General features: G+C 60.6%; 17 protein-coding genes, 2 tRNA genes and 2 rRNA genes (1 of these 21 cut by a window edge). 8 read left to right on the top strand and 13 right to left on the bottom strand.

The genetic code is table 11. The features are described 5' to 3' along the window. The first annotated feature begins 186 nt into the window (after positions 1 to 186). From J0663_RS09075 to J0663_RS09055, 5 genes are all read left to right on the top strand, one after another. Positions 187 to 864, top strand: coding sequence for a TetR/AcrR family transcriptional regulator (locus J0663_RS09075; protein ID WP_207244067.1), 678 nt, complete (start codon positions 187 to 189; stop codon positions 862 to 864). Positions 865 to 995: 131 nt separating this feature from the next. Further along, positions 996 to 2,144 carry a Gfo/Idh/MocA family protein gene (locus tag J0663_RS09070; protein ID WP_207244066.1) on the top strand — a complete coding sequence of 383 codons (1,149 nt, stop codon included), beginning with the start codon at positions 996 to 998 and terminating at the stop codon, positions 2,142 to 2,144. A 3-nt stretch (positions 2,145 to 2,147) separates the two neighbouring features. After that, positions 2,148 to 3,311: a dihydrodipicolinate synthase family protein gene (locus J0663_RS09065; protein ID WP_207244065.1), complete on the top strand. Its 1,164-nt coding sequence runs from the start codon at positions 2,148 to 2,150 to the stop codon at positions 3,309 to 3,311. A gap of 29 nt (positions 3,312 to 3,340) precedes the next feature. Then, positions 3,341 to 4,171 carry a sugar phosphate isomerase/epimerase family protein gene (locus J0663_RS09060; RefSeq protein WP_207244064.1) on the top strand — a complete coding sequence of 277 codons (831 nt, stop codon included), beginning with the start codon at positions 3,341 to 3,343 and terminating at the stop codon, positions 4,169 to 4,171. A gap of 41 nt (positions 4,172 to 4,212) precedes the next feature. Beyond that, positions 4,213 to 5,490 carry a Gfo/Idh/MocA family protein gene (locus tag J0663_RS09055; RefSeq protein ID WP_207244063.1) on the top strand — a complete coding sequence of 426 codons (1,278 nt, stop codon included), beginning with the start codon at positions 4,213 to 4,215 and terminating at the stop codon, positions 5,488 to 5,490. Positions 5,491 to 5,518: 28 nt separating this feature from the next. Here the strand turns inward: J0663_RS09055 and J0663_RS09050 are convergent, their stop codons facing one another. Genes J0663_RS09050 through J0663_RS09040 form a run of 3 tightly spaced genes read right to left on the bottom strand, consistent with a single transcriptional unit; the run spans position 5,519 to position 9,421 of the window. Further along, positions 5,519 to 6,532 carry a hydroxyacid dehydrogenase gene (locus J0663_RS09050; protein WP_207244062.1) on the bottom strand — a complete coding sequence of 338 codons (1,014 nt, stop codon included), beginning with the start codon at positions 6,530 to 6,532 and terminating at the stop codon, positions 5,519 to 5,521. After that, entirely contained in the window at positions 6,529 to 8,385 is a 1,857-nt protein-coding gene (locus tag J0663_RS09045) for a DUF2264 domain-containing protein (protein WP_207244061.1), read from the bottom strand. The genes J0663_RS09050 and J0663_RS09045 overlap by 4 nt, the downstream gene beginning before the upstream one ends. Then, positions 8,375 to 9,421 carry a LacI family DNA-binding transcriptional regulator gene (locus J0663_RS09040; protein WP_207244060.1) on the bottom strand — a complete coding sequence of 349 codons (1,047 nt, stop codon included), beginning with the start codon at positions 9,419 to 9,421 and terminating at the stop codon, positions 8,375 to 8,377. Before J0663_RS09040 ends, J0663_RS09045 begins: the two co-directional genes overlap by 11 nt. A 144-nt stretch (positions 9,422 to 9,565) precedes the next feature. On the opposite strand from J0663_RS09040, the gene J0663_RS09035 reads away from it, so the two are divergent. After that, positions 9,566 to 10,855, top strand: coding sequence for an ABC transporter substrate-binding protein (locus J0663_RS09035; protein ID WP_207244059.1), 1,290 nt, complete (start codon positions 9,566 to 9,568; stop codon positions 10,853 to 10,855). Between the two features lie 63 nt (positions 10,856 to 10,918). On the opposite strand, the gene J0663_RS09030 is transcribed toward J0663_RS09035, so the two are convergent. From J0663_RS09030 to J0663_RS09010, 5 genes are read right to left on the bottom strand one after another with little or no spacing between them, the layout of a single operon-like run. Further along, complete coding sequence (locus tag J0663_RS09030; RefSeq protein ID WP_207244058.1) at positions 10,919 to 11,890, bottom strand: glycoside hydrolase family 26 protein; 972 nt, start codon at positions 11,888 to 11,890, stop codon at positions 10,919 to 10,921. A gap of 3 nt (positions 11,891 to 11,893) precedes the next feature. Further along, positions 11,894 to 12,415 (bottom strand): DUF995 domain-containing protein, encoded by a 522-nt coding sequence (locus J0663_RS09025; protein ID WP_207244465.1) that lies wholly within the window; start codon positions 12,413 to 12,415, stop codon positions 11,894 to 11,896. Positions 12,416 to 12,452: 37 nt separating this feature from the next. Then, the gene (locus J0663_RS09020; protein WP_207244057.1) at positions 12,453 to 14,318 is read right to left on the bottom strand and encodes a glycosyltransferase family 2 protein; all 1,866 of its coding nucleotides are present in this window, start codon (positions 14,316 to 14,318) and stop codon (positions 12,453 to 12,455) included. Next, positions 14,315 to 15,298 (bottom strand): UDP-glucose 4-epimerase GalE, encoded by a 984-nt coding sequence (galE, locus tag J0663_RS09015; protein ID WP_207244056.1) that lies wholly within the window; start codon positions 15,296 to 15,298, stop codon positions 14,315 to 14,317. The genes J0663_RS09020 and galE overlap by 4 nt, the downstream gene beginning before the upstream one ends. Before the next feature lies 1 nt (position 15,299). Next, entirely contained in the window at positions 15,300 to 16,322 is a 1,023-nt protein-coding gene (locus J0663_RS09010; RefSeq protein WP_207244055.1) for a UDP-glucuronic acid decarboxylase family protein, read from the bottom strand. Positions 16,323 to 16,704: 382 nt separating this feature from the next. Between J0663_RS09010 and J0663_RS09005 the strand changes: the two genes are divergently transcribed. After that, complete coding sequence (locus J0663_RS09005) at positions 16,705 to 17,025, top strand: hypothetical protein (RefSeq protein ID WP_207244054.1); 321 nt, start codon at positions 16,705 to 16,707, stop codon at positions 17,023 to 17,025. Between the two features lie 84 nt (positions 17,026 to 17,109). Here J0663_RS09005 and J0663_RS09000 read toward each other — a convergent pair whose 3' ends face one another. Continuing rightward, positions 17,110 to 17,892 carry a helix-turn-helix transcriptional regulator gene (locus J0663_RS09000; RefSeq protein WP_207244053.1) on the bottom strand — a complete coding sequence of 261 codons (783 nt, stop codon included), beginning with the start codon at positions 17,890 to 17,892 and terminating at the stop codon, positions 17,110 to 17,112. 551 nt (positions 17,893 to 18,443) lie between these two features. Between J0663_RS09000 and J0663_RS08995 the strand changes: the two genes are divergently transcribed. After that, positions 18,444 to 21,857 (top strand): DEAD/DEAH box helicase, encoded by a 3,414-nt coding sequence (locus tag J0663_RS08995; RefSeq protein ID WP_207244052.1) that lies wholly within the window; start codon positions 18,444 to 18,446, stop codon positions 21,855 to 21,857. 65 nt (positions 21,858 to 21,922) lie between these two features. On the opposite strand, the gene J0663_RS08990 is transcribed toward J0663_RS08995, so the two are convergent. The 4 genes from J0663_RS08990 to J0663_RS08975 form a co-directional block, all read right to left on the bottom strand. After that, positions 21,923 to 22,013 (bottom strand) — tRNA-Leu (locus J0663_RS08990). A gap of 49 nt (positions 22,014 to 22,062) precedes the next feature. After that, positions 22,063 to 22,139 (bottom strand) — tRNA-Met (locus J0663_RS08985). A 95-nt stretch (positions 22,140 to 22,234) separates the two neighbouring features. Then, positions 22,235 to 22,349, bottom strand: a 5S ribosomal RNA gene (gene rrf, locus J0663_RS08980). Positions 22,350 to 22,534: 185 nt separating this feature from the next. Then, positions 22,535 to 23,594 (bottom strand): 23S ribosomal RNA (locus J0663_RS08975) (it continues 1,820 nt past the right edge of the window).

Genomic DNA, 23,594 nt, shown 5'->3' with positions numbered 1-23,594 from the left:
CAAGCTAAGAGCAAAGCGGCAAGCCTGTCAAGCGGTGTCGGTCAGAGCATGAGGTCGAGAGCGTCAGCGGTTTTGGCGGCATATGCTCTCAGCATTCCGTTGCAGCGAGCCGCCCTTCCAAATTCGGTTTTTACAATTTCGCGCCGAAGGCTTATGAGCGCAACGCATGAAGACAGGGGTGGAGCGATGAACGACAGCGGGGGAAAAAGGGACAAGAAACAGGCGCGGCGACCGTCTACGGAACGGACGACGCAACGCGATCCGGAGCGGACGCGCGCCGCGATCCTTGAAGCGGCAACCCGGGAATTTGCCGAAAACGGCATGGGCGGAGCCCGTGTCGATGCCATCGCCGAGCGCGCCGGCACCAACAAACGCATGCTCTACCACTATTTCGGCGATAAGGAGCAGCTCTACCTCAAGGTGCTCGAAGAGGCCTATGTCGGCATCCGCACGGCCGAGCGCGCGCTGCATATCGGCGACCGCAGCCCGGAAGAAGGAATCGGCGAACTAGCGCTTTTCACCTGGCGTTATTTCCTCCAACACCCGGAGTTCCTGAGCCTGCTCGGCACGGAAAACCTGCATCGCGCCCGGTGGCTGCGCCAGTCCGTCCGGCTCAAGGAGCTGCATTCGCATCTGATCGGCGAGCTTTCACAAGTGCTGGAGCAGGGAAAGAAACAGGGCGTGTTCATCGAGACAGCCGATCCCCTGCATGTCTACCTGACGATCGCTTCGCTCGGTTATTTCTATCTTTCCAACCAGTACACGCTCTCGACCATTTTCGGCCGCGACTTGGTGGATCCGGCCAATCTCAATGCCTGGGAAAGGCATATCGTCCACGTCACGCTCGCCTCGATCAAGCGCTGAATCTCGAAAGCCGGATTTGGCTATTGACAGGCTCGCCGCTCTTCTGCCATCAAGTAACCGTTTAGTTACCGGCTTGGGAGGGCCGGGCCAGGATGCCCGCTCCCGCCGCAAAGGATTGCTGGGAGGAAAAAATGGCACGCTTGGGAATCATCTTGCACGGCGTCACCGGCCGCATGGGTTACAACCAGCACTTGGTGCGCTCGATCCTGGCCTTCCGCGACCAGGGCGGCATCACGCTGAAATCGGGAGAAAAACTCGAGATCGATCCGATCATCGTCGGCCGCAACGGCGCCAAGATGGAAGAGCTGGCGAAGAAGCACAGCATCAAGCGCTGGTCGACCGATCTCGATGCCGCTCTCGCCAATCCCGACGATACGATCTTCTTCGATGCGGGCACGACGCTGATGCGCGCCGAGCTTCTGTCCAAGGCGCTCGATGCCGGCAAGCACGTCTATTGCGAAAAGCCGATTTCCGACGATCTGAAGGTGGCGATCGACCTTGCCCGCAAGGCGCGCCGCTCCGGGCTGAAGCACGGCGTCGTACAGGACAAGCTCTTCCTGCCTGGCCTGCGCAAGCTGGCGCTGCTGAAGGAGTCCGGCTTCTTCGGCAAGATCCTCTCGGTGCGCGGCGAATTCGGCTACTGGGTCTTCGAAGGCGATTGGGGCGTGCCCGCCCAACGGCCTTCGTGGAATTACCGCAAGGCCGACGGCGGCGGCATCATCCTCGATATGCTGTGCCACTGGCGCTACGTGCTCGACAATCTGTTCGGCGAGGTCAAGGCCGTGTCCTGCCTCGGCGCCACCCATATCGGGCGGCGCGTCGATGAGCAGGGCAAGCCCTATGATTGCGATACCGATGATGCGGCCTATGCGACCTTCGAACTGGAAGGCGGCGCGATCGCCCAGATCAACTCCTCGTGGGCGGTGCGCGTGCGCCGTGACGACCTCGTCACCTTCCAGGTCGACGGCACGCATGGTTCGGCCGTCGCCGGCCTGACGAAATGCTGGAGCCAGCACCGTGTCAACACGCCGAAGCCGGTCTGGAACCCGGACCAGCCGCAGACGATCGATTTCTACAAGACCTGGGACGAGGTTCCGGATACGCAGGCCTTCGACAACGGGTTCAAGGCGCAGTGGGAAATGTTCATCCGTCATGTCGTCGAAGATGCGCCGTGGCCCTATGGGCTGGAAGCCGGCGCCAAGGGCGTGCAGCTTGCCGAGCTTGGGCTCAAATCCTGGGCCGAGCGCCGCTGGCTCGATGTTCCCGCGCTGGAGTTTTGAGCCGTGACCACGATCAATCTTCCCCTCGACGGCAAGATCGTTCCCTACTCGCTGACCGGCACGCCGATCGAACTCAAAAGACGCGATGCCAAGAGCTTTCCGCGCATCGCCTTTGCCGCTGCGCATGTGGTGGCCGATCCGCTCGCCGACAATGATCCGTGGCTGATGCCGGCGATCGACTGGGAGCGGACGCTCGCCTTTCGTCACCGGCTCTGGGACCTCGGGCTCGGCGTTGCCGAAGCGATGGACACGGCGCAGCGCGGCATGGGCCTCGGCTGGCCTGAGGCCCGCGACCTCATCCGGCGGGCGCTTGCCGAGGCGGCCGGCCGCAACGACGCATTGATTGCCTGCGGCGCCGGCACCGATCACCTCTCGCCCGGTCCCGACGTGACCATCGACACGATCATCAGGGCCTATGAAGAGCAGATCGAAACGGTCGAGGCGGCCGGCGGGCGCATCATCCTGATGGCGAGCCGGGCGCTTGCCGTCGCGGCAAAAGGCCCGGACGACTATGTCAGGGTCTATGACCGCATCCTCCGCCAGGTCAGGGAACCCGTCATCATCCATTGGCTCGGAGAAATGTTCGACCCGGCGCTTGAGGGATATTGGGGCAATGGCGACCACCTGAAGGCAATGGAAACCTGCCTGCAGGTGATCGAGGCCAATGCCGCCAAGGTCGACGGCATAAAGATTTCGCTGCTTTCCAAAGAGAAGGAAGTGACCATGCGCCGGCAATTGCCGAAAGCCGTGCGCATGTATACCGGCGACGACTTCAACTATGCCGAACTGATAGCCGGCGATGAAGAGGGCCATTCGGACGCGCTGCTCGGAATTTTCGACGCGATCGCGCCGGCAGCGTCCGCCGCGCTCGAGGCGCTCGGCCGCAAGAGCAACCATGAATTCTTCGACCTGCTCGAGCCGACCGTTCCGCTGTCGCGCCACATCTTCAAGGCGCCGACCCGCTTCTACAAGACCGGCGTCGTCTTCCTCGCCTATCTCAACGGCCTGCAGGACCATTTCGTCATGGTCGGCGGCCAACAGAGCACGCGCTCGCTGGCGCACCTGGCCGAGCTCTTCCGGCTGGCCGACAAGGCACGGGTGCTCGCCGATCCGGAACTCGCAGCGGCGCGCATGCGCCAAGTGCTTGCCGTTCACGGCGTTCACTGATCACCGGCAGGCAATGAGAGGGGAATGAGATGCAGGTCGAAGGACTTTCGATCAACCTCGCGACGATCCGCGAGCAATGCGGCTTTGCCGAGGCCGTCGACATCTGCCTGAAACACGGCATCACCTCGATCGCGCCCTGGCGTGATCAGGTCGCCAAGGCCGGCCTCGACGAGGCCGTGCGGATCGTCAAATCGAACGGCATCAAGCTGACCGGCCTTTGCCGCGGCGGCTTCTTTCCGGCGGCCAACGATGCCGACTGGCAGAAGAACCTCGACGATAACAGGCGCGCCATCGACGAAGCGGCGGCCTTTTCCGCCGATTGCCTCGTGCTCGTGGTCGGCGGCCTGCCGGGCGCTTCGAAGGATATTGTCGGGGCCCGGCAGATGGTGTTCGATGGCATTGCCGCCGTGCTGCCGCATGCACAGGCCGCGGGCGTGAAGCTCGCGATCGAACCGCTGCATCCGATGTATGCCGCCGACCGGGCCTGCGTGAACACGCTCGGACAGGCGCTCGACATGTGCGATGAGCTCGGCGAGGATGTCGGCGTTGCGATCGACGTCTACCATGTCTGGTGGGACCCCGATCTTGCCAACCAGATTGCCCGCGCCGGACGCACGAACCGCATCTTCGCCCACCACATCTGCGACTGGCTGGCGCCGACCCGGGACATGCTGCTCGACCGCGGCATGATGGGCGATGGTGTCATCGACCTCAAAGGCATAAGACGGATGATCGAGGCCGCCGGTTTCTTCGGCGCGCAGGAAGTGGAGATCTTTTCGGCCGAAAACTGGTGGAAGCGTCCGGCCGACGAGGTGATCGCCACCTGCGTCGAGCGCTTCCGGAGCTGCTGCCAGATCTGATTTCAGTATTTGTTTCATCACGCGTGCAGGAGGATCATTCGATGGAGAAACGCCGTTTTGCCCTGATCGGCACCGGAAACCGCGGCACCACCATGTGGGGCAAGGATCTGCTTGCCGGCTGGCGTGAACATGTCGACCTCACAGCCATCGTCGAGAAGAATTCACTGCGCGGCGAGCGCGCCCGCAACATGATCGGCAGCAACGCGCCGCTCTATGACAATATCGATTCCATGCTGGCCGAACAAAAGCCGGATCTGGCTATCGTCTGCACGCCCGACCATACGCATGACGATATCATCGTGCGGGCGCTGGAGTCCGGCATCGACGTCATCACCGAAAAGCCGATGACCACCTCGATCGAGAAAATTCGCCGGATTCTCGACGCCGAAAAGCGCACCGGCCGCCGGGTCGACGTCTCCTTCAACTATCGCTACGCGCCGACCGCCGCCAGGATCAAGGAACTGCTGAACGCCGGCGAGATCGGCCGGGTGACCTCGGTCGACTTCCATTGGTACCTCAACACCAAGCACGGCGCCGACTACTTCCGCCGCTGGCACGCCTATACGGAAAATTCCGGCAGCCTGTTCGTGCACAAGGCGACCCACCATTTCGATCTGCTGAACTGGTATCTCGACAGCGACCCCGAGTCCGTCACCGCCTTCGCCGACCTGCAGAACTACGGCCGCAAGGGGCCGTTCCGCGGACCCCGCTGCAAGCTCTGTCCGCACGCGCAGGAATGCGACTACTATCTCGATCTCGAAGCCGATCCATTCCTCGATCAGCTCTATGAAGATCCCTCCGAGATTGACGGCTATTTCCGGGACGGCTGCGTTTTCCGCGAAGACATCGATATTCCCGATACGATGGTCGTTTCCATCCGCTACCGTAACAACGTCCATGTCTCCTATTCGCTGAACACCTTCCAGCCGATCGAAGGCCATCACCTCGCCTTCAACGGAACGAAGGGCCGTATCGAAATCCGCCAGTACGAGGCGCAGCCCTGGGAAGAGCCGAAGCAGGATACGATTCTGCTCATCCGCAATTTCCCGAACGGCAGGCAAGCGCTGGAGCGTATCGTCGTGCCGCATTTCACGGGCGGCCATTACGGCGGCGACGACCGGATGCGCAACATGATCTTCAAGCCCGATATGGAAGACAGGCTCGCCCAGCGCGCCGGCACACGGGCAGGCGCCATGTCCGTGCTCTGCGGCATTGCCGCGCTGACGAGCTCGCGCACCGGCGAGGTGGTCGATATCGCCGAGTTGATGCCGGAGCTTGCCAATGACGGCTCGCCGAATTCGTTGAGAACACCACGCTGACCGCATCGCCAGCGCGGCGCGGGACGCGTCATGCGATGTTTTCGAGATTTTCCCGGCGGATCTGGTAGAGAAGCGGCCTCCCGGTCGTAAAACGCTCGATCTCATCCGCCGCCATCTCACCGAGACGTGCCCGCTCCAGGCCGATGGCGCCGGCGATGTGCGGTGTCAGGAAAACGTTCGGCAGATCGTAGAAGGCGGAACCCACTTCAGGAATTTCCGGATCGGTCACGTCGATGACCGCGTCGATGCGGCCGGTCTTCAGCTCCGAAAGCAGGGCGGCCTCATCGATGAGAATGCCGCGTGCCGTGTTGATGAGCGTTGAGCCGTCCTTCATCAGAGACAGCTTTCGCGCATCGATCATATGCTGCGTCGACGGCAATGACGGCGCGTGCAGGGAAACGATATCCGCTCGCCGCATCAACTCGTCGAGATCGACCTTTTCCGCTCCCAATCCGGCAGCATCGGCGGCATCGAGCATGGGATCGAACAGCAGCAGCCTGTAATCGAAAGGCTTCAAGAGTTCGATCACCCGCCTGCCGATGCGCGAGGCGCCGACAATGCCGAGGGTGCGGCCATAGTTCCCGATCGCTTGGCGCTGCATCGGATAGGTCCGATCGCGGTTGCGGTCGGCGACGTAGAGATCGCGGAAACGGAAGGCGCGTTTGCCGGCGAAGAGGATCGCGGCAAGCGTGAATTCGGCAACCGGCACGGCATTGGCCTCGGCCGAATGGCTGACCGTTATGATGCCGGCTTCGAAGATGGCTTCGTCGATGATGCCCTTGACCGTACCGGCCGCGTGCACGATGAGGCGAAGCCGCGGCGCGGCTGCGAGAATCTCGGGCCCGACATAGGGTGCCCCCCAGCCGGTGATCAGGATCTCGGCTTCGGAGAGCAGGCGTCTCGCTCGCGCGTCGTCGAGACGCTGGAGCGGCTCGGGGTCCAGCAGGCGGCCGATGGTGTCGAGCCGGCGCAGGATCTCATCCGGCAGGACATGTTCCGTGCGCGACGGTTCCATGGCAAGGACGATAGCCGGGCGGCTCATGGCATCTGACCCGGCGCTTCGATGGCGCTCACGGTCACGCCCCTTTCTCTCACCAGAGCTTCCAGCGCCGCAATATCAGGCGCTTTCGGCGGCCGCGTCCAGGCGGACGAGAGGGCAGCGGGATCGTCGAGCGCCAGCACCGCCGTCACCAGGATGGTCTCGCCAGCCGGAATTTGACCGCGCAGCTGCGGCACGATGGTCTTGGCGACGATCACATTGGTGTTGGGCTGCGCCTTCTGGGCAAGCCCGGCGCGTTTCACCGAAGAACCGAGATCGAGAATGCCGGTAAAATCGGCTTCGCCGATCGCATAGGCTGCCCCTTCCGAAGCCGACAGCCTATCCTGCTCGAAGTCGCGGCGGCCGATGGCAAAGCCGCCTTCGGCAATCCGCAGCGGCCGGCCCGTCCTGATCCGGTGGAGGCGGATATGCCAGGGGGCGGCCGGCACGAGCCAAGTTTCGGCGTCGGCATCGGGGAAGGGCGACCATTGCGAATACAGCACATTGCCCGCTAGCCGGGCTTCCTTGTTCGTTTCGCGCACGCGGTAGTGCAGGCCGTCGTCGCTGAAGGCCAGCATCGAATCGAAGGCGGCGAGCCCGAAGGCACGTTCGTCGGATTCGACGCTGAAACCGTAACGCGCGGAATAGGCGAATTTCGCGTATTTTTCGGTGCCGAAACGCATCTGCAGGTTTTCTTGACCGGACGAGAGCGCCACGACATCGCCGCCGGCCCGCATCATCACCATGCCGGGATGGCGCTGGGGAACGACTTCCGGTGCCTGCTCCGGCACCTTCTCGCTGGCGGTCCAGAAAGGATGGTCCCCGGCGAGGGCGAGCGGCAGGAAAGCCTTGAGAGCCCAATAGGGCGAGCCGGCGGAATTGTAGCTCTCCGACATCAGCAGGTTCGGATAGCCGAAACCGATCGACAGCACGCCGTCGCGATCGGCAATCGGCTTGTCCCTCCACCAGCGCAGATGCTGCAGGCAGAGATGCTTGATTTCGCCCCAGGGCAAAGCCTCGACATCGGCAAAGGCGAGCGCCGACCAGAAGCCGGCGCAGGCGAAACGATAGGTCAGGCTGCGGCCGAAGGGGATCGTCGCCCCGTCGGCGGCAAACCAGTGGCGGAAATCCCGGGCGAAGAGGATGGCGCGCTCGCGATAGCGCTTGGCATAATCGTCATCGACGAGCTTCGAATAAATCAGGCCGTAGAAATGCATGGCAAAGGGAATGTAGTGGTCGATGCGGCGCACGTTTCCGTCGCGATACCAGCCATCGCCGATATAGAAGCCTTCGAGCTCCTTGAGGTATTGCCGCGTCAGGCTGCGGTCGAAATCGGCACCGAGACGGTCGAGCGCGATATCGACGAAGATGCGGAAGAATTTCCAGTTGTTGTCGGCATAGTCGAACTGCCTGGCATGTTTGAGATAGGCGACGACATTGCCGCGGGCGCGCTGATCGAGCGGCTCCCAGATCTTTTCCGGCACGAGCGTCAGGGCAAAGCCCAAGGCAGCAAGCTCGACCATGCGCTGATCGCGGCCATTGACCGTCCCCCAATATTCGGGATGGGCGGGATCGGTGCCGTTTGCAAAGCCTTCCGCAAAACGGTGCCAATGGGAAAAGTCTCCACCACCGGCGCCGAGCGGCGCCAAGCCCCAGAGCGGGCGAGCGAAGCCTTCGAGATCGGCGGCTGCCCGGTCGAAATGGGCGGCGGCGCCATTGAGCCTGACGCGGGCACTGCCCTTGGAGAAGCAATCAAGCAGCGGATCGAAGAGCGCGAGCAGGGCTCGGCTCATATCCGCGCGGGTTTCCAAAGGATTGCCGGCAAGCGGGTTGGCGCTGGCGGGATCATAGGTCATCGGCATCTCTCACGGGTTCGGCATTCGGAACGGTTCCTCCGGGAACGGGAACAACCGCCTGGCAGATGTGGCGTGCAGGGGCTGTCCGGTCACGAAAACGCGACAACATCAGCGATACGGCCTCGCGCCCGAGGTGAGCGCGGTCGACGCGCATGGTGGAAAGCCGCGGATTAGTCATCAGTGCGCAGGGCAGGTCATCGAAGCCGACGATCGCGAAATTCTCCGGCACACGCAGGCCGGTCTCGTTGACCGCCTCGAGCACGCCGACGGCGATGAAATCATTCATGCAGAAGGCGGCGGTAAAGCCGGCATTCTCGGCAAGTGCTGCGAGCGCCAGCTCATGTGCCTCGCGGCTGGCGCTACCCTGGAACGTCAGGGGCAGGAGCCGACCCTCGGCGCCTGATACAGCGGCGATCGCCGCCTCGAAACCACGAATCCGCTCCCGGATCGTGTGACGATGGGAGCCGGTGAGGTGCAGGATGCGGCGATGGCCAGCTGTCAGGAGGCGGCGGGTCGCCTCATAGGCACCGAAGAAATTGGCCGGCGAAACGCCGTCGAACTGCATCTTGGGATCAGTGCCGTTGACGAGAACGGTCGGGGTCTTGCTGGCTTGCAGCCAGTCGCGTAGTGGCTCGTTCGGATCGATACCGACGAGGAAGAGCCCTTCGGCGCCGGTGGCCTGCATGGAGTCGCGCACGGCATCCGGCGTGGTGCGATCCTCGCGCACCAGTCGGATATCGAAGGGCATGCCCGCTTCGGCGGCCCCGGAGCGCAGGCCCTCGACGATCGCTTCGTAGAAGATGCTCAGCCCGCCCGTGACGCCGTCGCTGGCAATCAACGCCAGCCCGCCGGCAACGGCTTCTGTAGCTGATTTGACGGGGTAGCCGTGCTCGGCCGCCACCTTCAATATCTGGCGGCGCACGGTCTCGCTGATACCCGGCTCGTTGGCAAGCACGCGCGATACCGTGGAGACGGAGACGCCTGCCAGGGTCGCTATGTCGGCCTGCCGCGGCCGTCTGGTTTTCTGATCGCTCATAAAGTTAAACTATGCAAATAATGCAAATTTGCAAGATATTCATTATTTCTTGCAAAGAGAATATTTTTGCGTACTCTGATCCTTGAAATGCCCCGGCACGCCGTTGGAGGGTGGCAGAGGGCGTATGGGAACAAGGAGGAAATCATGCAGATCAACCGCCGTTCATTCCTGATGGGTTCAGCCGGTGCAGCCGCCGGCCTCGCCTTCGGGGCGGGGAGCGCCATTCCGGCCTTTGCCGAGGATGCGCAGCTCAGAGCCATGTGGTGGGGATCGAACGATCGCGCCAAGCGCACGCTCGATGTCGCCAAGCTCTACCAGTCGAAAACGCCCGGCGTTACCATCGTCGGGGAATCGCTCTCCGGCGACGGTTACTGGACGAAACTCGCGACCCAGATGGCCGGCCGCGCCATCGCAGACGTCTTCCAGCTGGAGCCGAACACGATCTCGGACTATTCGAAACGCGGCGCCTGCCTGGCGCTCGACGAATTCGTGCCCGCAACGCTGAAGGTCCAGTCCTTCGGCGCCGACATGCTGAAGCTGACCACCGTTAACGGTAAGCTTTACGGCATCGGGCTCGGCCTCAACTCATTCGCGATGTTCTTCGATACCGTCTTCTTCGAAAAAGCCGGCCTGCCGCTACCGACGACCGACCTCACCTGGGATGAATATGCCAAGCTTGCAGTCGAACTGACGAAGGCCGGAGGCAAGGAGGGCTTTGCCGGCGGGCCCTATGCAGCGCGCTATGCCTACGTCTTCGACGCCTGGCTACGCCAGCGCGGCAAGAGTCTCTACCGAGACGGCGCTCTCGGCTTTACCGCCGAAGACGCCAAGGAATGGTTCAGCTACTGGGAGAACCTGCGCAAACAGGGCGGCACGGTCGCCGCCGACGTGCAGACACTCGATCAGAATACGATCGACACCAATTGCCTGGCGCTCGGCAAGTCGGCGATCGGTATGGCCTATTCCAACCAGATGATAGGCTATCAGTTGATCATGAAAAACAAGATCGGCATCACCACGCTGCCGCGCGAAAAGAAGGGCGGGCCGTCGGGCCATTACTACCGTCCCGCGCTGATCTGGAGCGTCGGCGCCACGACCAAGAACGGCGAAGCGGCCGCAAAGTTCATCGACTTCTTCGTGAATGACCTTGAAGCCGGCAAGATCCTCGGCGTCGAGCGCGGCGTGCCGATGTCACCGACGGTGCGCGAAGCCATTCTGCCTCAGCTGAACCCGACGGAGCAGGAAACGGTCAAATACGTCAATCTTCTTAAGGATCAAGTTGGCGAGTACCCGGCGCCGGCACCGATGGGGTCGACGCAGTTCGACCAGCGCGTGCTGCGCCCGCTCTGCGACGAACTCGCTTTCGAACGGGTCTCGCCCGCCGATGCGGCAACACGGCTCATCGAAGAGGGCAAGGCGACGATTAAGGGATGATCGGTTGCCCGACTTAAGAAAAAAAGGGCCCGCAACCGGCGGGCCTTTCTATTTTCGAGAGTGTCAGTTGTCTGCCAGGCTCTCGACCACACGCCAGTCGGGCCGGCCGAGATTGAACGGCCAGGCATGCACATCCCGGTCGTTGAAATAGACGACTTCCTGCAAGTTCGGAAAAGCGCTCTGCTTCAGCGTCGCGGTTTCGATCCAGGGCTTCATATAGGCATCGCCACCTTCGTAGCCGAGTTCCGCCACCCAGATGGGCTTTCCGTAGCCGGCGACGAGATCATAGCCCTGCTTCAGCGCCTCGGAGAATGTCCGGTGCTTGCTATGGGCAAGCTCGTCGTAGCGCTCCAGCCCGAAGACCGAGAGCCCGACGAAATCGACATAATCGTCGCCGGGATAGTAATCCTGCAAGCCTGGCAGGCCCTTCGGCGACCACATGATTTCGGTGCCGGGCGCCTCCTCGCGGACGATATCCATCATCCGTCTGTAGGCCGTGATATAGTCTTGCGGGTTCCAGCCGGACCACGAAAACCGCCCGGACTCATCCTCCATCTCCTGACCCCAGCGGACGATCACCGGACTTTTCAGCTGGGATATCATCTGAGCGATTGCACGCATGTTGACATCGTAATCGCCGCGCAGGACCTTTTTGCGAAGCTCTGCCGAGGTCAGACGCCAGTCGACGTCCCAGGACCACGGCTCTACCGTTATCAGCAAATTGCGGCCTCTGGCCTGCGCATAGGCATCCGCAAGGCGCAGCGTCTCCAGGTCAACGTCCTCCCATGGCAGGAACAGGGCTTCGGTCGAGACATTGGCCTGCGTGCCGAAATCCCCATGCGGATCGTAGGCGCCGAACTTGATGCCGTCGGGATGAACAACGGGGCGTTTGTCGATGATCGTCCGCGCGCTCGCAGCCGGGTTCGGGGCAATGCCCGCATATTGCACCTCGCTTCGGCCCGGCAGATCCGCGGCGCACAGGAACAGCAACGCAATTGCGGCGGCCGAGAGGTGTTTTTTCTTCAGCCTCTTCATGGCTCACCCTCCTTTTCGGGTTATTTCCTGGTTCAGCAGGATCTGCTTCAGCTCATGCGCCTTGGCAGTGACGGTATCCATGGAGACGAGCTTGCGGAATTCGTCATCCTGGCGCACCGAGGGATGCCGGAAGACGTACCAATTGCCGTTCGGCTGGCGGCGCTGGTAGATCGTCTTGCCGATCTTGCGGTGACCGAAACAGGTGCTGGCCCGCGCTGCCCCCTCTGCATTCGTCCATGTGGCACGCATGCAGAGCTGGCCGAGATCGTCGACCACCCATTTGCCTTCGGCGAAGGACTGCTTGCCCTTGTCATTCACCCAGGCGACGAACCGCCGGCCCTCCTCGAAGAAACGGCCGCCGCCGGTGTCCCAGGTCCAGGTCCTGTCGCCGTAGATCCGATAGAGTTCATAGGCGCTGAGCGGCGTCGGTGCCGTCTTCCTCGCGGCCTCGGCACCCTGCGCCGCCAACGGCAAACACAGGCTGAAAGCAAGGGCTGCTCCGTATAGTCTCGACGCGATACGCATGACATCTTCCTCCTCGACGCCGGCCGGTTCCGCCGGCTCACGCACCTTGTTCGCTCCGTCCCGTGCTTCCGAAACCATTCCATCTGAGGCGGAACTTCACGATCCGGGTTTTGCCGCCACCGAGGCCGGCACCGGCCACGGCAAATTGTGATTGGCTGAAACTGATGAGCGTCTGGCCATGGGAAAGGGCCTCGAGACCGCGCAGCCCATGGCTGCCCGCCTGCATGCCGCCGGTGACGCAGATTGCAAGCCCGGTCGCTGTCGCAAGCCACAGCCCGCGTGACTGCGGCATCAACGGCAGGCCGTTCTCGATCGCATGGCGAACGACGATCAGCACCGTCAGCGACAGATAGATCGACAGGTTCATCGCGGCGAAAATATAAAAGCCCTGAGCTGCGGCAGCATGGTCGGCGAACGCCATAGCGCCGGCACAAAGGCCGGCGAGGCCGATATAGGGGGCAATGACGCGCAGCGGCAGAGACTGCTGCGCCTGCCGGCCTTTCGGCGTGATGCGGAAGTCGACGAAAGAGCCGAAGATATAGTCCCGCACCGCCGCCAGGCTGCCGGCGAGCGACCACGGCCAGCGCAGGAAGATGAAGGCAAGTCCCTCCCAGCCAAACAGTTTCGCATTATGCGGTCTGAACGTTGCCGTCGCCCGCCAGAAGAAGGAAAACAACATCAGCACGATGGAGATCGGCGCGAAATGCAGCAGGAAATCCGGATAGGTTACGTTGACGAAAATATGGCCGCTCAGCAAAGCAACCACCGGCAGCAGAAACATCACGGCCATGAAGGCTGAGAAGAGCGGATACCACAGCTGCGAAAACACGAACTGGAATCTCAGCCGCCACGGCAGATGGACGATATAGCGGTGGGAATATTGCAGCAGGATGGTGACGAGGCTGCGCGACCACTGGAACTCCTGGATGACGAGATCGGCGAAATTCGCCGGGCCGTCGCCATGAGCGATCGCATCGACGGCGTGCACGCCGCGCCAGCCGCCGGCGTTCATCATCAGAGTGGTCGAATGATCTTCCGCAAGCTCGGGGCCAAGCCCACCGATCTGGCGCAGCGCCGATGTGCGAACCGCATAGTGGGAGCCGATGCAAAGCGGCGCCCAGCCATTGTTGTAACCCGTCTGCAGCGAGCCATGCAGGCTTGCTTCGGCATAGAGCCTGCCGCGTGCCGACCAGCTTGCCGGCGCATTGGCATCACAGATGCTGGGCGCGGAGACATAGCCGACCTTGGGGTCGGCAAACGGGCGCAGGACTTCGCGGAGATAGGTCGGCGTCGGCACGTGGTCAGCATCGAACTGGGCGACGAAATCATAACGCGCATAGCCGAAATGGTCGTAGAAATAGGCAAGGTTGCCCTCCTTGCAGCGCGTTCGCCTGGGCCAGCTGGTGCGATGATATTCCGCCAGCCCCTTGCGGGTGGAGATCAGCACGCCGTGCTCGGCGCACCAGCGTCTGGTTTCCTCCGCAGGGTCTTCGTCGGCGAGCCACACGTCGAATTCGACGTCGACCTGGTCGAGCATCGCCTGAAGCGTCGCGCGGACGACGGCAAAGGGCTCGGACGGCGCCTTGGTGACGACCATCGCCACCCGCCCCTGCGGAAGTCCCGCGCGGGCGCTGACCGTCTTCGCATCGAGAAATATCAGGATGAAATAGGCGGGCACGAGGGTGATCCAGGCGAGCACGACCGTGACCAGCACGAAGGCCGCCCAGGAAATGATGTGGGCCGCCTGGCACCACCAGATCCAGAAATACCCGAGCGCTGCCAGCCAGCAGAAGATGCCGAAAGCATAGACAGCCCGATTGCGGCCAGTGAAAACGGAATCGAATGGGTCGGCGACGGCTTTCGCCGTCCTGACCCGGTGACCGAATTCCGAAACCAGGCTCATGCCGTCACCTCCAGACCGAAGGTGGGACCAGCAGTGCGGATGATCGTATCGATATCCGAAAGAGCCGGCACGAAGCCGAGCTCTGCCTTCGCCCTTGCCGTGTTGGCAAAGAGGATGGGCGGATCGCCGGGACGGCGCGGCCGATATCGGACCGGGACTTCGCGGCCGCTTGCGCGGTAGACCGCATCGAGGATCTCTCGCACGGAGGTGCCGCGGCCGGAACCAAGATTGACGCTGAGCGAGCCGCCGTCCGCCATCAGATGGTTGACGGCGGCAAGATGCGCCTGGGCGAGATCGCTGACGTGGATATAATCCCGCACGCAGGTCCCGTCCTCGGTCGCATAATCGGTTCCGAAGATATCGAGCCGGTCCAGTCTGCCGGCGGCAGCGAGAAGGGCACGAGGAATAAGATGAGTCTCGGGTTCGTGGCGCTCGGCCAGTTCACCCTCCGGATCGGCTCCGGCCGCATTGAAATAGCGCAGCGCCGCGAAGCGGATGCCATAGGCGGCGGCAAAATCCTCGAGCGCCATCTCGAAGATCAGCTTGGTGCGGCCGTAGGGATTGACCGGTTGCTGCGGACTTTCCTCCCATATCGGCAGCGAAGCCGGGACCCCATAGGTGGCGCAGCTGCTGGAAAAGACGATCCGGCCGATGTCCTGGTCGAGGCAGGCCTCGAGCAGCGTGAGACTGCCGACGACATTGTTGCGGTAATATTTCCTCGGCATGTCGACGGATTCGCCGACATAGGCATTGGCGCCGCAGTGAATGACACAATCGGGCGAGAACTCCGCCATTGTTCGCCGCAGCATGGCGGCATCGGCCAGATCGGCGCGCACGAGCGGCCCCCAGCGGACGCTATCGGCATGTCCCGTCGAGAGGTTGTCGTAGGTGACTGGGATCATCCCGGCGCGCGACAGCGCTTTGCAGATATGGCTGCCTATAAAACCGGCACCGCCGGTGACAAGAATGTGGCGGGGCATCTCATACGACCTCCGCCTTCTCGGTCTTGGCAAGCAGGCCGTCGAAATAGTCGACGGTGCGAGCCAGGCCAGCTTCGAGCTCGATATGAGGCTGCCATCCGAGCTCGGTCATCGCCTGGGATATATCGGGCCGCCGCTGGCGGGGATCGTCAACAACCGCCGGCAGGTGTACGATGCGGGAGCGCGAATTGGTGAGGTCCCGGATGATCTCCGCCAGGCGCCGAACGGTGAACTCACCGGGGTTCCCGAGATTGATCGGGCCGTGGCATGCGCTGCCGGCCGCCGAGAAACGCAGGAAACCTTCAACGAGATCGTCGACATAGCAGAAAGAGCGGGTCTGCTGGCCGTCGCCGTAGATCGTCAGGTCGGCGTTGCGCAGAGCCTGCACGATGAAATTGGAAACCACCCGGCCGTCATCCAGACGCATGCGCGGCCCGTAGGTGTTGAAGATGCGGCCGACCTTGATGTCGACGCCGTAGGTCCTGTGATAATCGAAGAACAGGGTCTCGGCGCTGCGTTTGCCTTCGTCATAACAGGCGCGTGGCCCGATCGGGTTGACATTGCCGCAATAGGATTCGCGCTGCGGACTCTGGGTCGGATCGCCATAGACTTCCGAGGTCGACGACTGAACGACGGTCGCGCCTGTCTTTCGCGCGCAGTCCAAGGTGTTGACGGCGCCGAGGACATTGGTGAGCAATGTGCCGACCGGATCCCGTTGATAATCGGGCGGGGAAGCGGGAGAAGCAAAATTGAAGATGAGCGACGCTTCGATATCGAAGGGCTGACGGACATCGTGCTCGATGATGCGAAAGCGGGGGTTCGAAGCGAGATGCTCGACATTCACGCGACGACCTGTCGAAAAATTATCGAGGCAAATGACGCTGTGGCCGCGCAGCAGAAGCCTTTCGCAGAGATGCGAGCCAAGAAAACCGGCTCCGCCATTTACAAGAGCAGTGCCCAGATCCCTGCGCACCGGCATAGCTTTTACTTCAGTATATCCTTCGCTGGGAACGAAACTACGCATTACAAACTCCTTCCCATGTTTTAGTCTTTTGTTTTATTTGTGTCTCGCGCCTCCGCTACCCGAATACATAATCATGCAACTGGCTATTATTGCATGATTAACTCTACATTTGTTCTTCTGATAACGGACTTGCTACTACAATGATAAGACGAATGTTATCCAGGTCAACTTTAAAAAGGCCTTCAATCCGAAATAATTACGCATTTATTCTTCAGCGTAACAAATGATTAATCATTTTCATTCTTTTTTTCACGTACAACGAGTATCTCGCCGTCACTCAAGCTTTGCTCAATGAAGATTCGATAGAAATTATCGGAAGGTTGGCCGCGGACTGCACGACCGGTCTTGCATCCGCAAGCGCCATATGCGAGGGGTTTGGGCTATGTTGAAAAAGCAAGCTGCTGCGCAGCCGAAAGGCTGGCGTCTATTTCATTTTGCGATGTTTGCCTGGGGAACGACCCTGCTTGCGATCGGACCGATGGCCTGTTCGGTCGTCGGGGATGACATAGCCGCCGTCGCGAAAAAGAATGTCGTCACCGTCAAGGCGCCGCGTGTCTCGAAGCTTTACGCCTACCCGGAAAACCGGGCTGCTCGACCGGCCGCGGCATCAGCCCGCGTCGCCTATCACGGGTCTGCGCCGTATATCTGCTCTCCAAGCGGCTTCGGACAGAAGTCGCGCTGCTTTGCGCGTCCCTCGATCTGAAGCCCGAGCGTCACTGCATACCAAACGGCAACTCAAAGTACCGCAGCGTCCGTTGCACCTCTGATGGGCGCGTGACGCTGCAGGTTAATTGCGCCACCGGCTGGACATGTCGTCATCGCCGGCCGGATGATCGTTGAAGAAGCGCGACGCGGCTTCCGTGCGGTTTCGGACGTTCATCTTCTTGTAGATGTTGCGGACGTGAACCTTCACCGTATTCTCGGAAAGATGCAGCTTGTCGGCAATAATCTTGTTCTGCGTCCCCTTGCAGATGAGATCCAGGATCTGAACCTCCCGGGTCGTCAAAGTCGAGATGCTGTCGCGTCTCAGCTTAAGTGCACTGTTGCGCGCCGCATCGACCGATTTTGCCTGATAGAGTGAAGGCTCCAGCTGGGCGCTCTTATTGGCGAGGCGGTTGAGAAGCGCCGAGGGAAAATGCTCCCCGCCCTTCATCAGCAGATCCACCGCGGCCATGAAGACATCAAGTCGAAGGTTGAGCGGCAGGACACCGTCGATGATCCTTGCTTCCACCAAACGGCTGACATAAGGATCCAGCATGTCGATGGCCTCGACGACAAGTCCGATCGACGTTTCCGGGTGACTTTCCCTGACGGCCTTCAGCGCCTCCTGCAGCTCAGGCGCAGGTATATGGTAGAATAAAACAAGCTTTAGATCGCTAATATCCTTCTCCAGGATCGGATTGATGTTTGCGATGCTTGGAACTTCGCAGCCTGGAAATTTCTTCGCCAGTGCTTCCACCATGCATTCCGAAAACAGATCGGCCTTGGCTACTACAAGGATAGTATCTCCAGACGGGCTAGACTTTCTTGTCTGGTCCGTATTCTCCGTTCCTGAACCTGTCATGAACATTTACGCCTCCCCTAGCGGTACACTTTACTCGAACACGAAGCGATGGCAGGTATAAGATAGTATGAAATGCCAGCCCCCCGATGTCATCGCCTTATTCTTTAGGCATTTCTTAATTATGTTAATACGGATTGAGAAGGAAGGAAATGGCCCAAAGTGATTAGTTTTCGGGAGCGAAAAACGATACGTTACTAAACGTCGGTTGTATTTTTATCGGGATAAATACTTCAAGGCTATATTTGTTGTCACTATAGATAATCAAGAGAATGTAATGTTTCAGTACAAATTGTAATATTTTTGGCATCTACCCCGGCGAAAGTCACCCAGGTGCGGCTTTCGGTCCTGCCGGCGGATGGCGCGGTATCGCTCCGAAACCATCGCCTGCTAAAACAAAGGGCCCAGCACAGCGGAAAGCGGCGACCGCGTCTGCATTGACGCGTGTTTACAAGGCTGCTGAAATGCGTTCGGCTGGCGTGCAATGCCATCTCTTTGATTTTGAGCTGTAATCGTTGCTAAAGAGGCCGCGAGCCTACTTTGCAACTCAGTGAGGCATCATGCAGATCGATGCGGACAGGGCGGAACGGGAACGGCTTCTGGCCATTCTCGATTTTTGGCACAAAATCGAGTTCTTCATACCTTACGATCTCTCCAGTCGCCTCGTTCCGGGCGACGGACGGACCATCTTCTGGCTGCATGCGAAGACACTGTTGGCGGACGGCGCTGCCCTTAGTCGTCCCGTCATACCCGACGAGAAGCAAATCACCGGCCTTACCCTGTTCCTCGGCGTTTTCGGCAAATCCGAAATTGCCGACATCCGCAGGCACTTCGAGACCATTGGCGCCGATCAATCAGAATATGAGGATGCCGAACGCGGAGATCTCGACGGCGATACCTGCTTTGCCAGCCTGCAACTTACTCCCTTGGGACAGCCGCTGTTCGAGACATTTTCGGTCTCGACGCTTCCGTGGGCATTGGGACGAGTGCGGACATCCGGTCTCGCCTCGCTCAGCCATGAGGCATTTGCCGACAGCAAGAAGCAGCTATCGGAACTGCTGCAAAACTTTCGAGCGCAGCGACAGCTGGGATCTTCGTCCTTCGAAGCCGGCGCCGATCAGCCGATCGATGCCGGCGAAATCCTGACGCTGCATGAATTGCTCTGTGATTGGGCGGGCTTTGCCTCACGCCGGGAAAAGCCCATCGCCGCCGTCGAAATTCGCTACCGTGACAAGGTGGAAAGACCGGATCTCATCGCCTTGCAGCCGCTACAGGAGGACCATGCACCCCGCAATTCCGGCGACGAGGAAGACGAAAGTGCAAGCGTTGAAGAAGACATCGGTATTCTCAATAGCTTCTTCATCGAGGACATCGAACGGGCGATGATCTGCGTCAAGCAAGGCAACGTCCCAGAGCCGCTCCGGCGATATCTCACCCCGCTGGCGGACGACAAGCGGGTCGACCTCTATTCGGAGGAAGGGCGCCGGGCGATCGTGCGGGCGCTGCATCCCGGCAATCTCAACCGTGGACGCTGGCCGAGCGAGCCGCACCTTGCGATGAGCCTCATGCAACAATTCGCGATCAATTCGGCGATCGGCGACCTCTCGGAAACAGGACTGTTTTCGGTCAACGGTCCGCCGGGCACCGGAAAGACGACCCTGCTGCGCGACATGTTCGCGGATAATATCGTTCGGCGCGCGCGGGTGCTCTCGTCCCTGACGGCGGCGCGCGATGCTTTTGACGGGGTGCCACGCCGCGTCATTTTCGCGGATCGGAGCACCGCCTCCATATCGCCGCTGATCCCGGCTCTTGCCGGGTTCGAAATGGTCGTCGCCTCCTCCAACAATGCGGCCGTGGAGAATATCTCGCACGACCTTCCCAAGCGGAGCTCGATCGCGACGGCGTCTTCGTTTGAATATCTGCAGGCGGTCGCGCACAAGATCGCCTGCCAGAAAGACAATGGTGCCGTCGTCAAGCTCTCCGACGGCGACCGCCCATGGGGGCTGATCGCCTGTGCGCTCGGCAACTCCCGGAACCGCCGGGCTTTCAAGGAACGTTTTGCCTTCATGGAGATTGCCGAACGGCCGAAGCCCGGCTGGTCGGGCGCCGAGAAGCCGCAGACCATCTGGGAATGGTTGAAGAGCTATCAGGGACCGAGCTTCGACGAAGCGTCAGTGGCGTTTCATGCCGCCGACGAGCTGGTTCGCGCCAAGATCGGCCAATATGCGCGCTATGCCGATCTCTCCAATGAAATCGCTCTCGTTTCGCAGGATGCCTTCTGCCGCGAAGCGCTTGAAAGGGCGGCTGCCGCAGCCGGGGACGTTCAGCATGCGCAGAAGCGATGCGACATGGCCGCGGCCGAAATGCGCCGGATCATCGACGGTTTGTCTGATCTGAAAGAGGAGGAACAGCTGCTCGACCGCAGCGCTCCCGCGCGATGGAAAAGAGTGCTCTCGACCAACCCCGCCCGGCAGCATCGACAGGAGGTCGCCGCCAACGCGCGAAAGCAGCTGGAACTGCGCAAGATGCTGGCAGAATGCGAAAATCGGTTGGCGAAAACCGACAAGCCTGCGCTGGAACGGGCTTTGCGGGAGCGTGACCGGGCCGAACGGGCACTGCGGTCACGACGGAAAATCTGGTCTGCGAAAAGGAAGGAGCTCGAGCGGCTGGGCGAACTTCTGGACCATCCCGCCGCACCCGAGCGTCTCTCCGATCTCGATAGCGACCAGGTGCAGATCGACGGTCTCTGGCATCAGGAGGAACTGGCGGGGCTGCGTTCGGCATTGCTGGAAGCAGCGCTCAAGCTGCACGAGGCGTGGCTGGCTGATGTCGGCAGGAAGGGCGGAGGTTTTGGCGGAAATATCGTTGCCATCAGCAAGCTGCTTTCCAACAACAATCCCGTCGACGATAAATACGTCGCATCGATCTGGCAGAGCCTTTTCATGATCGTTCCCATCGTGTCGACGACGTTCGCGTCCTTCGCCCGGCAGTTCCGCGGGCTCGAAGCCGGTTCGATCGGCTGGGTCTTCATCGACGAGGCCGGCCAGGCGGTGCCGCAGGCAGCGGTCGGAGCTTTGTTGCGGGCGCGCCGCGTCATGGTGATCGGCGATCCGCAGCAGATCGAACCGGTCTTTACACTTCCCAGCGCGCTGATTGCCGCGGCTTCGGCTCTCTCGCCCCACACTGCGGCAGGCCAATATTCGCCGAACAGGGCGTCAGTGCAGATGCTCGCCGACGCCGCCAATCGCTACGGAACAACACTTCAAGGCGAGGAAGCCGATGGGCTCTGGATCGGCAGTCCTCTCAGAGTGCATCGCCGCTGCATCGAGCCGATGTTCAGCCTTGCCAATCAGATCGCCTATCAGAACAAGATGATCTTCGGACTGAAGGAGCGCCGACCGGCCGGCGACGCACCGCCCTTTTATGGCGACAGCGCCTGGATCGACGTCAAGGGTAAGGTATGGGGCAAACAGGCCGTTGGCGAGCAGGCGGATTTCATCGTCGACCTGCTTGCCGCGACTTATAGCCGGGACGGTGCGTTGCCGGACATCTACATCATCTCGCCGTTCAAGGAGATCAAGAACAGTCTGAGACGGGCACTGGCCCATGCAGACTGGATCGGCCGGGACGGATATAGGCGCGAATCTCCGCCGAAATTGCAGAAGTGGCTTCAGGAACGGATCGGCACGGTGCATACATTCCAGGGCAAGGAAGAAGGTATCGTTTTCATGGTGCTCGGCGCCGATGTCGATCATCGCGGAGCGGCGGCCTGGGCCGCATCCAAGCCGAACCTCCTGAACGTCGCGCTGACGCGCGCCAAGCGCCGCTTCTACATCGTCGGCGATCGCACGCTCTGGCAGACGCTGCCTTATTTCAGGGAGGTGGCAGAGGCCCTGGATACGGTCCGTGCCTCGGAATTCCTGGCACGGAATGGGCTGGATGTGACGGACCGGAGTCCGGTTGCCGCCCGCTGAATGACTCGTTTGAGGTATTCCGGAATCAAAAAGTCCGCCGTTTGGCGGGCTTTTGGAAGTTTGGTTGCGGGGGCAGGATTTGAACCTGCGGCCTTCAGGTTATGAGCCTGACGAGGCGAGGCGGAAAGCAATCGATCCAGTGAATCGATTGCCCGCCGAGCGGGCTGCTCCACGAGGAGCATTCTGCTTTTAGAAGGAAGAGATTTGGTTGCGGGGGCAGGATTTGAACCTGCGGCCTTCAGGTTATGAGCCTGACGAGCTACCGGGCTGCTCCACCCCGCGATATTATTTTACAGCAGAAAGGGCCGCTTGAGCGACCCTTTTGTGACGGCGTGGGCCGTTGATTGATCAGAGAAGATTAAAGTTGCGCTTAGCAGACCTGGCAGCGACCTACTCTCCCGCGTCTTAAGACGAAGTACCATGGGCGCAGGGGCGTTTCACGGCCGTGTTCGGAAAGGGAACGGGTGCAGCCACCCCGCCATAACCACCAGGTCGGCAAAGCGCAACTTATGTTTTGAGAAGCTGGGGATGAGGCAGTAGGCAGTTGCCATTAGGCAATAGCGCTATTGTCATCGTTTTTTTGAACACGTCTTTGAAGCGAATGAGGAGTGGCTATTGCCGACTGCCTATTCCCTTCTGGCTTCATCAGCTTTGGCTGATGAGCATTGTCAATGAGAACGATCAAGCCGATCGAGCTATTAGTACCGGTAAGCTTCATGCGTTGCCGCACTTCCACACCCGGCCTATCAACGTGGTCGTCTTCCACGGCTCTGATAGGGAACACTCGTTTTCAGGTGGGTTTCCCGCTTAGATGCCTTCAGCGGTTATCCCGTCCATATATAGCTACCCTGCTATGCCCTTGGCAGGACAACAGGTCCACCAGAGATATGTCCATCCCGGTCCTCTCGTACTAGGGACAGATCCTGTCAATATTCCTACACCCACGGCAGATAGGGACCGAACTGTCTCACGACGTTCTGAACCCAGCTCACGTACCGCTTTAATTGGCGAACAGCCAAACCCTTGGGACCTGCTCCAGCCCCAGGATGCGATGAGCCGACATCGAGGTGCCAAACAACCCCGTCGATATGGACTCTTGGGGGTCATCAGCCTGTTATCCCCGGCGTACCTTTTATCCGTTGAGCGATGGCCCTTCCACGCGGGACCACCGGATCACTATGACCGACTTTCGTCTCTGCTCGACTTGTCAGTCTCGCAGTCAGGCGGGCTTATGCCATTGCACTCGACGACCGATTTCCGACCGGTCTGAGCCCACCATCGCGCGCCTCCGTTACTCTTTCGGAGGCGACCGCCCCAGTCAAACTACCCACCATACACTGTCCCGGACCCGGATGACGGGCCGCGGTTAGACATCCATGACGATAAGGGTGGTATTTCAAGGATGGCTCCACGGAAACTGGCGTCCCCGCTTCAAAGCCTACCACCTATCCTACACATGCCGACACGAATGCCAGTGTAAAGCTATAGTAAAGGTGCACGGGGTCTTTCCGTCTGACCGCAGGAACCCCGCATCTTCACGGGGAATTCAATTTCACTGAGTCTATGTTGGAGACAGCGGGGAAGTCGTTACGCCATTCGTGCAGGTCGGAACTTACCCGACAAGGAATTTCGCTACCTTAGGACCGTTATAGTTACGGCCGCCGTTTACTGGGGCTTCGATTCAAAGCTTGCACCTCTCCTCTTAACCTTCCAGCACCGGGCAGGCGTCAGACCCTA

The sequence above is a fragment of the Rhizobium lentis genome (assembly GCF_017352135.1).
GTDB lineage: Bacteria > Pseudomonadota > Alphaproteobacteria > Rhizobiales > Rhizobiaceae > Rhizobium > Rhizobium lentis.
This window is presented reverse-complemented; position numbering and strand designations above follow the sequence as displayed.

Excerpts from the sequence above, each read along its gene's own strand:
- J0663_RS09020 (WP_207244057.1), bottom strand. The coding sequence starts at position 14,318 with ATGAGCCTGGTTTCGGAATTCGGTCACCGGGTCAGGACGGCGAAAGCC.
- J0663_RS09075 (WP_207244067.1), top strand. The coding sequence starts at position 187 with ATGAACGACAGCGGGGGAAAAAGGGACAAGAAACAGGCGCGGCGACCG.
- J0663_RS09055 (WP_207244063.1), top strand. The coding sequence starts at position 4,213 with ATGGAGAAACGCCGTTTTGCCCTGATCGGCACCGGAAACCGCGGCACC.
- J0663_RS09005 (WP_207244054.1), top strand. The coding sequence starts at position 16,705 with ATGTTGAAAAAGCAAGCTGCTGCGCAGCCGAAAGGCTGGCGTCTATTT.
- J0663_RS09035 (WP_207244059.1), top strand. The coding sequence starts at position 9,566 with ATGCAGATCAACCGCCGTTCATTCCTGATGGGTTCAGCCGGTGCAGCC.
- J0663_RS09025 (WP_207244465.1), bottom strand. The coding sequence starts at position 12,415 with ATGCGTATCGCGTCGAGACTATACGGAGCAGCCCTTGCTTTCAGCCTG.
- J0663_RS08995 (WP_207244052.1), top strand. The coding sequence starts at position 18,444 with ATGCAGATCGATGCGGACAGGGCGGAACGGGAACGGCTTCTGGCCATT.
- J0663_RS09040 (WP_207244060.1), bottom strand. The coding sequence starts at position 9,421 with ATGAGCGATCAGAAAACCAGACGGCCGCGGCAGGCCGACATAGCGACC.
- J0663_RS09000 (WP_207244053.1), bottom strand. The coding sequence starts at position 17,892 with ATGTTCATGACAGGTTCAGGAACGGAGAATACGGACCAGACAAGAAAG.
- galE (WP_207244056.1), bottom strand. The coding sequence starts at position 15,298 with ATGCCCCGCCACATTCTTGTCACCGGCGGTGCCGGTTTTATAGGCAGC.
- J0663_RS09045 (WP_207244061.1), bottom strand. The coding sequence starts at position 8,385 with ATGACCTATGATCCCGCCAGCGCCAACCCGCTTGCCGGCAATCCTTTG.
- J0663_RS09060 (WP_207244064.1), top strand. The coding sequence starts at position 3,341 with ATGCAGGTCGAAGGACTTTCGATCAACCTCGCGACGATCCGCGAGCAA.
- J0663_RS09070 (WP_207244066.1), top strand. The coding sequence starts at position 996 with ATGGCACGCTTGGGAATCATCTTGCACGGCGTCACCGGCCGCATGGGT.
- J0663_RS09030 (WP_207244058.1), bottom strand. The coding sequence starts at position 11,890 with ATGAAGAGGCTGAAGAAAAAACACCTCTCGGCCGCCGCAATTGCGTTG.
- J0663_RS09050 (WP_207244062.1), bottom strand. The coding sequence starts at position 6,532 with ATGAGCCGCCCGGCTATCGTCCTTGCCATGGAACCGTCGCGCACGGAA.
- J0663_RS09010 (WP_207244055.1), bottom strand. The coding sequence starts at position 16,322 with ATGCGTAGTTTCGTTCCCAGCGAAGGATATACTGAAGTAAAAGCTATG.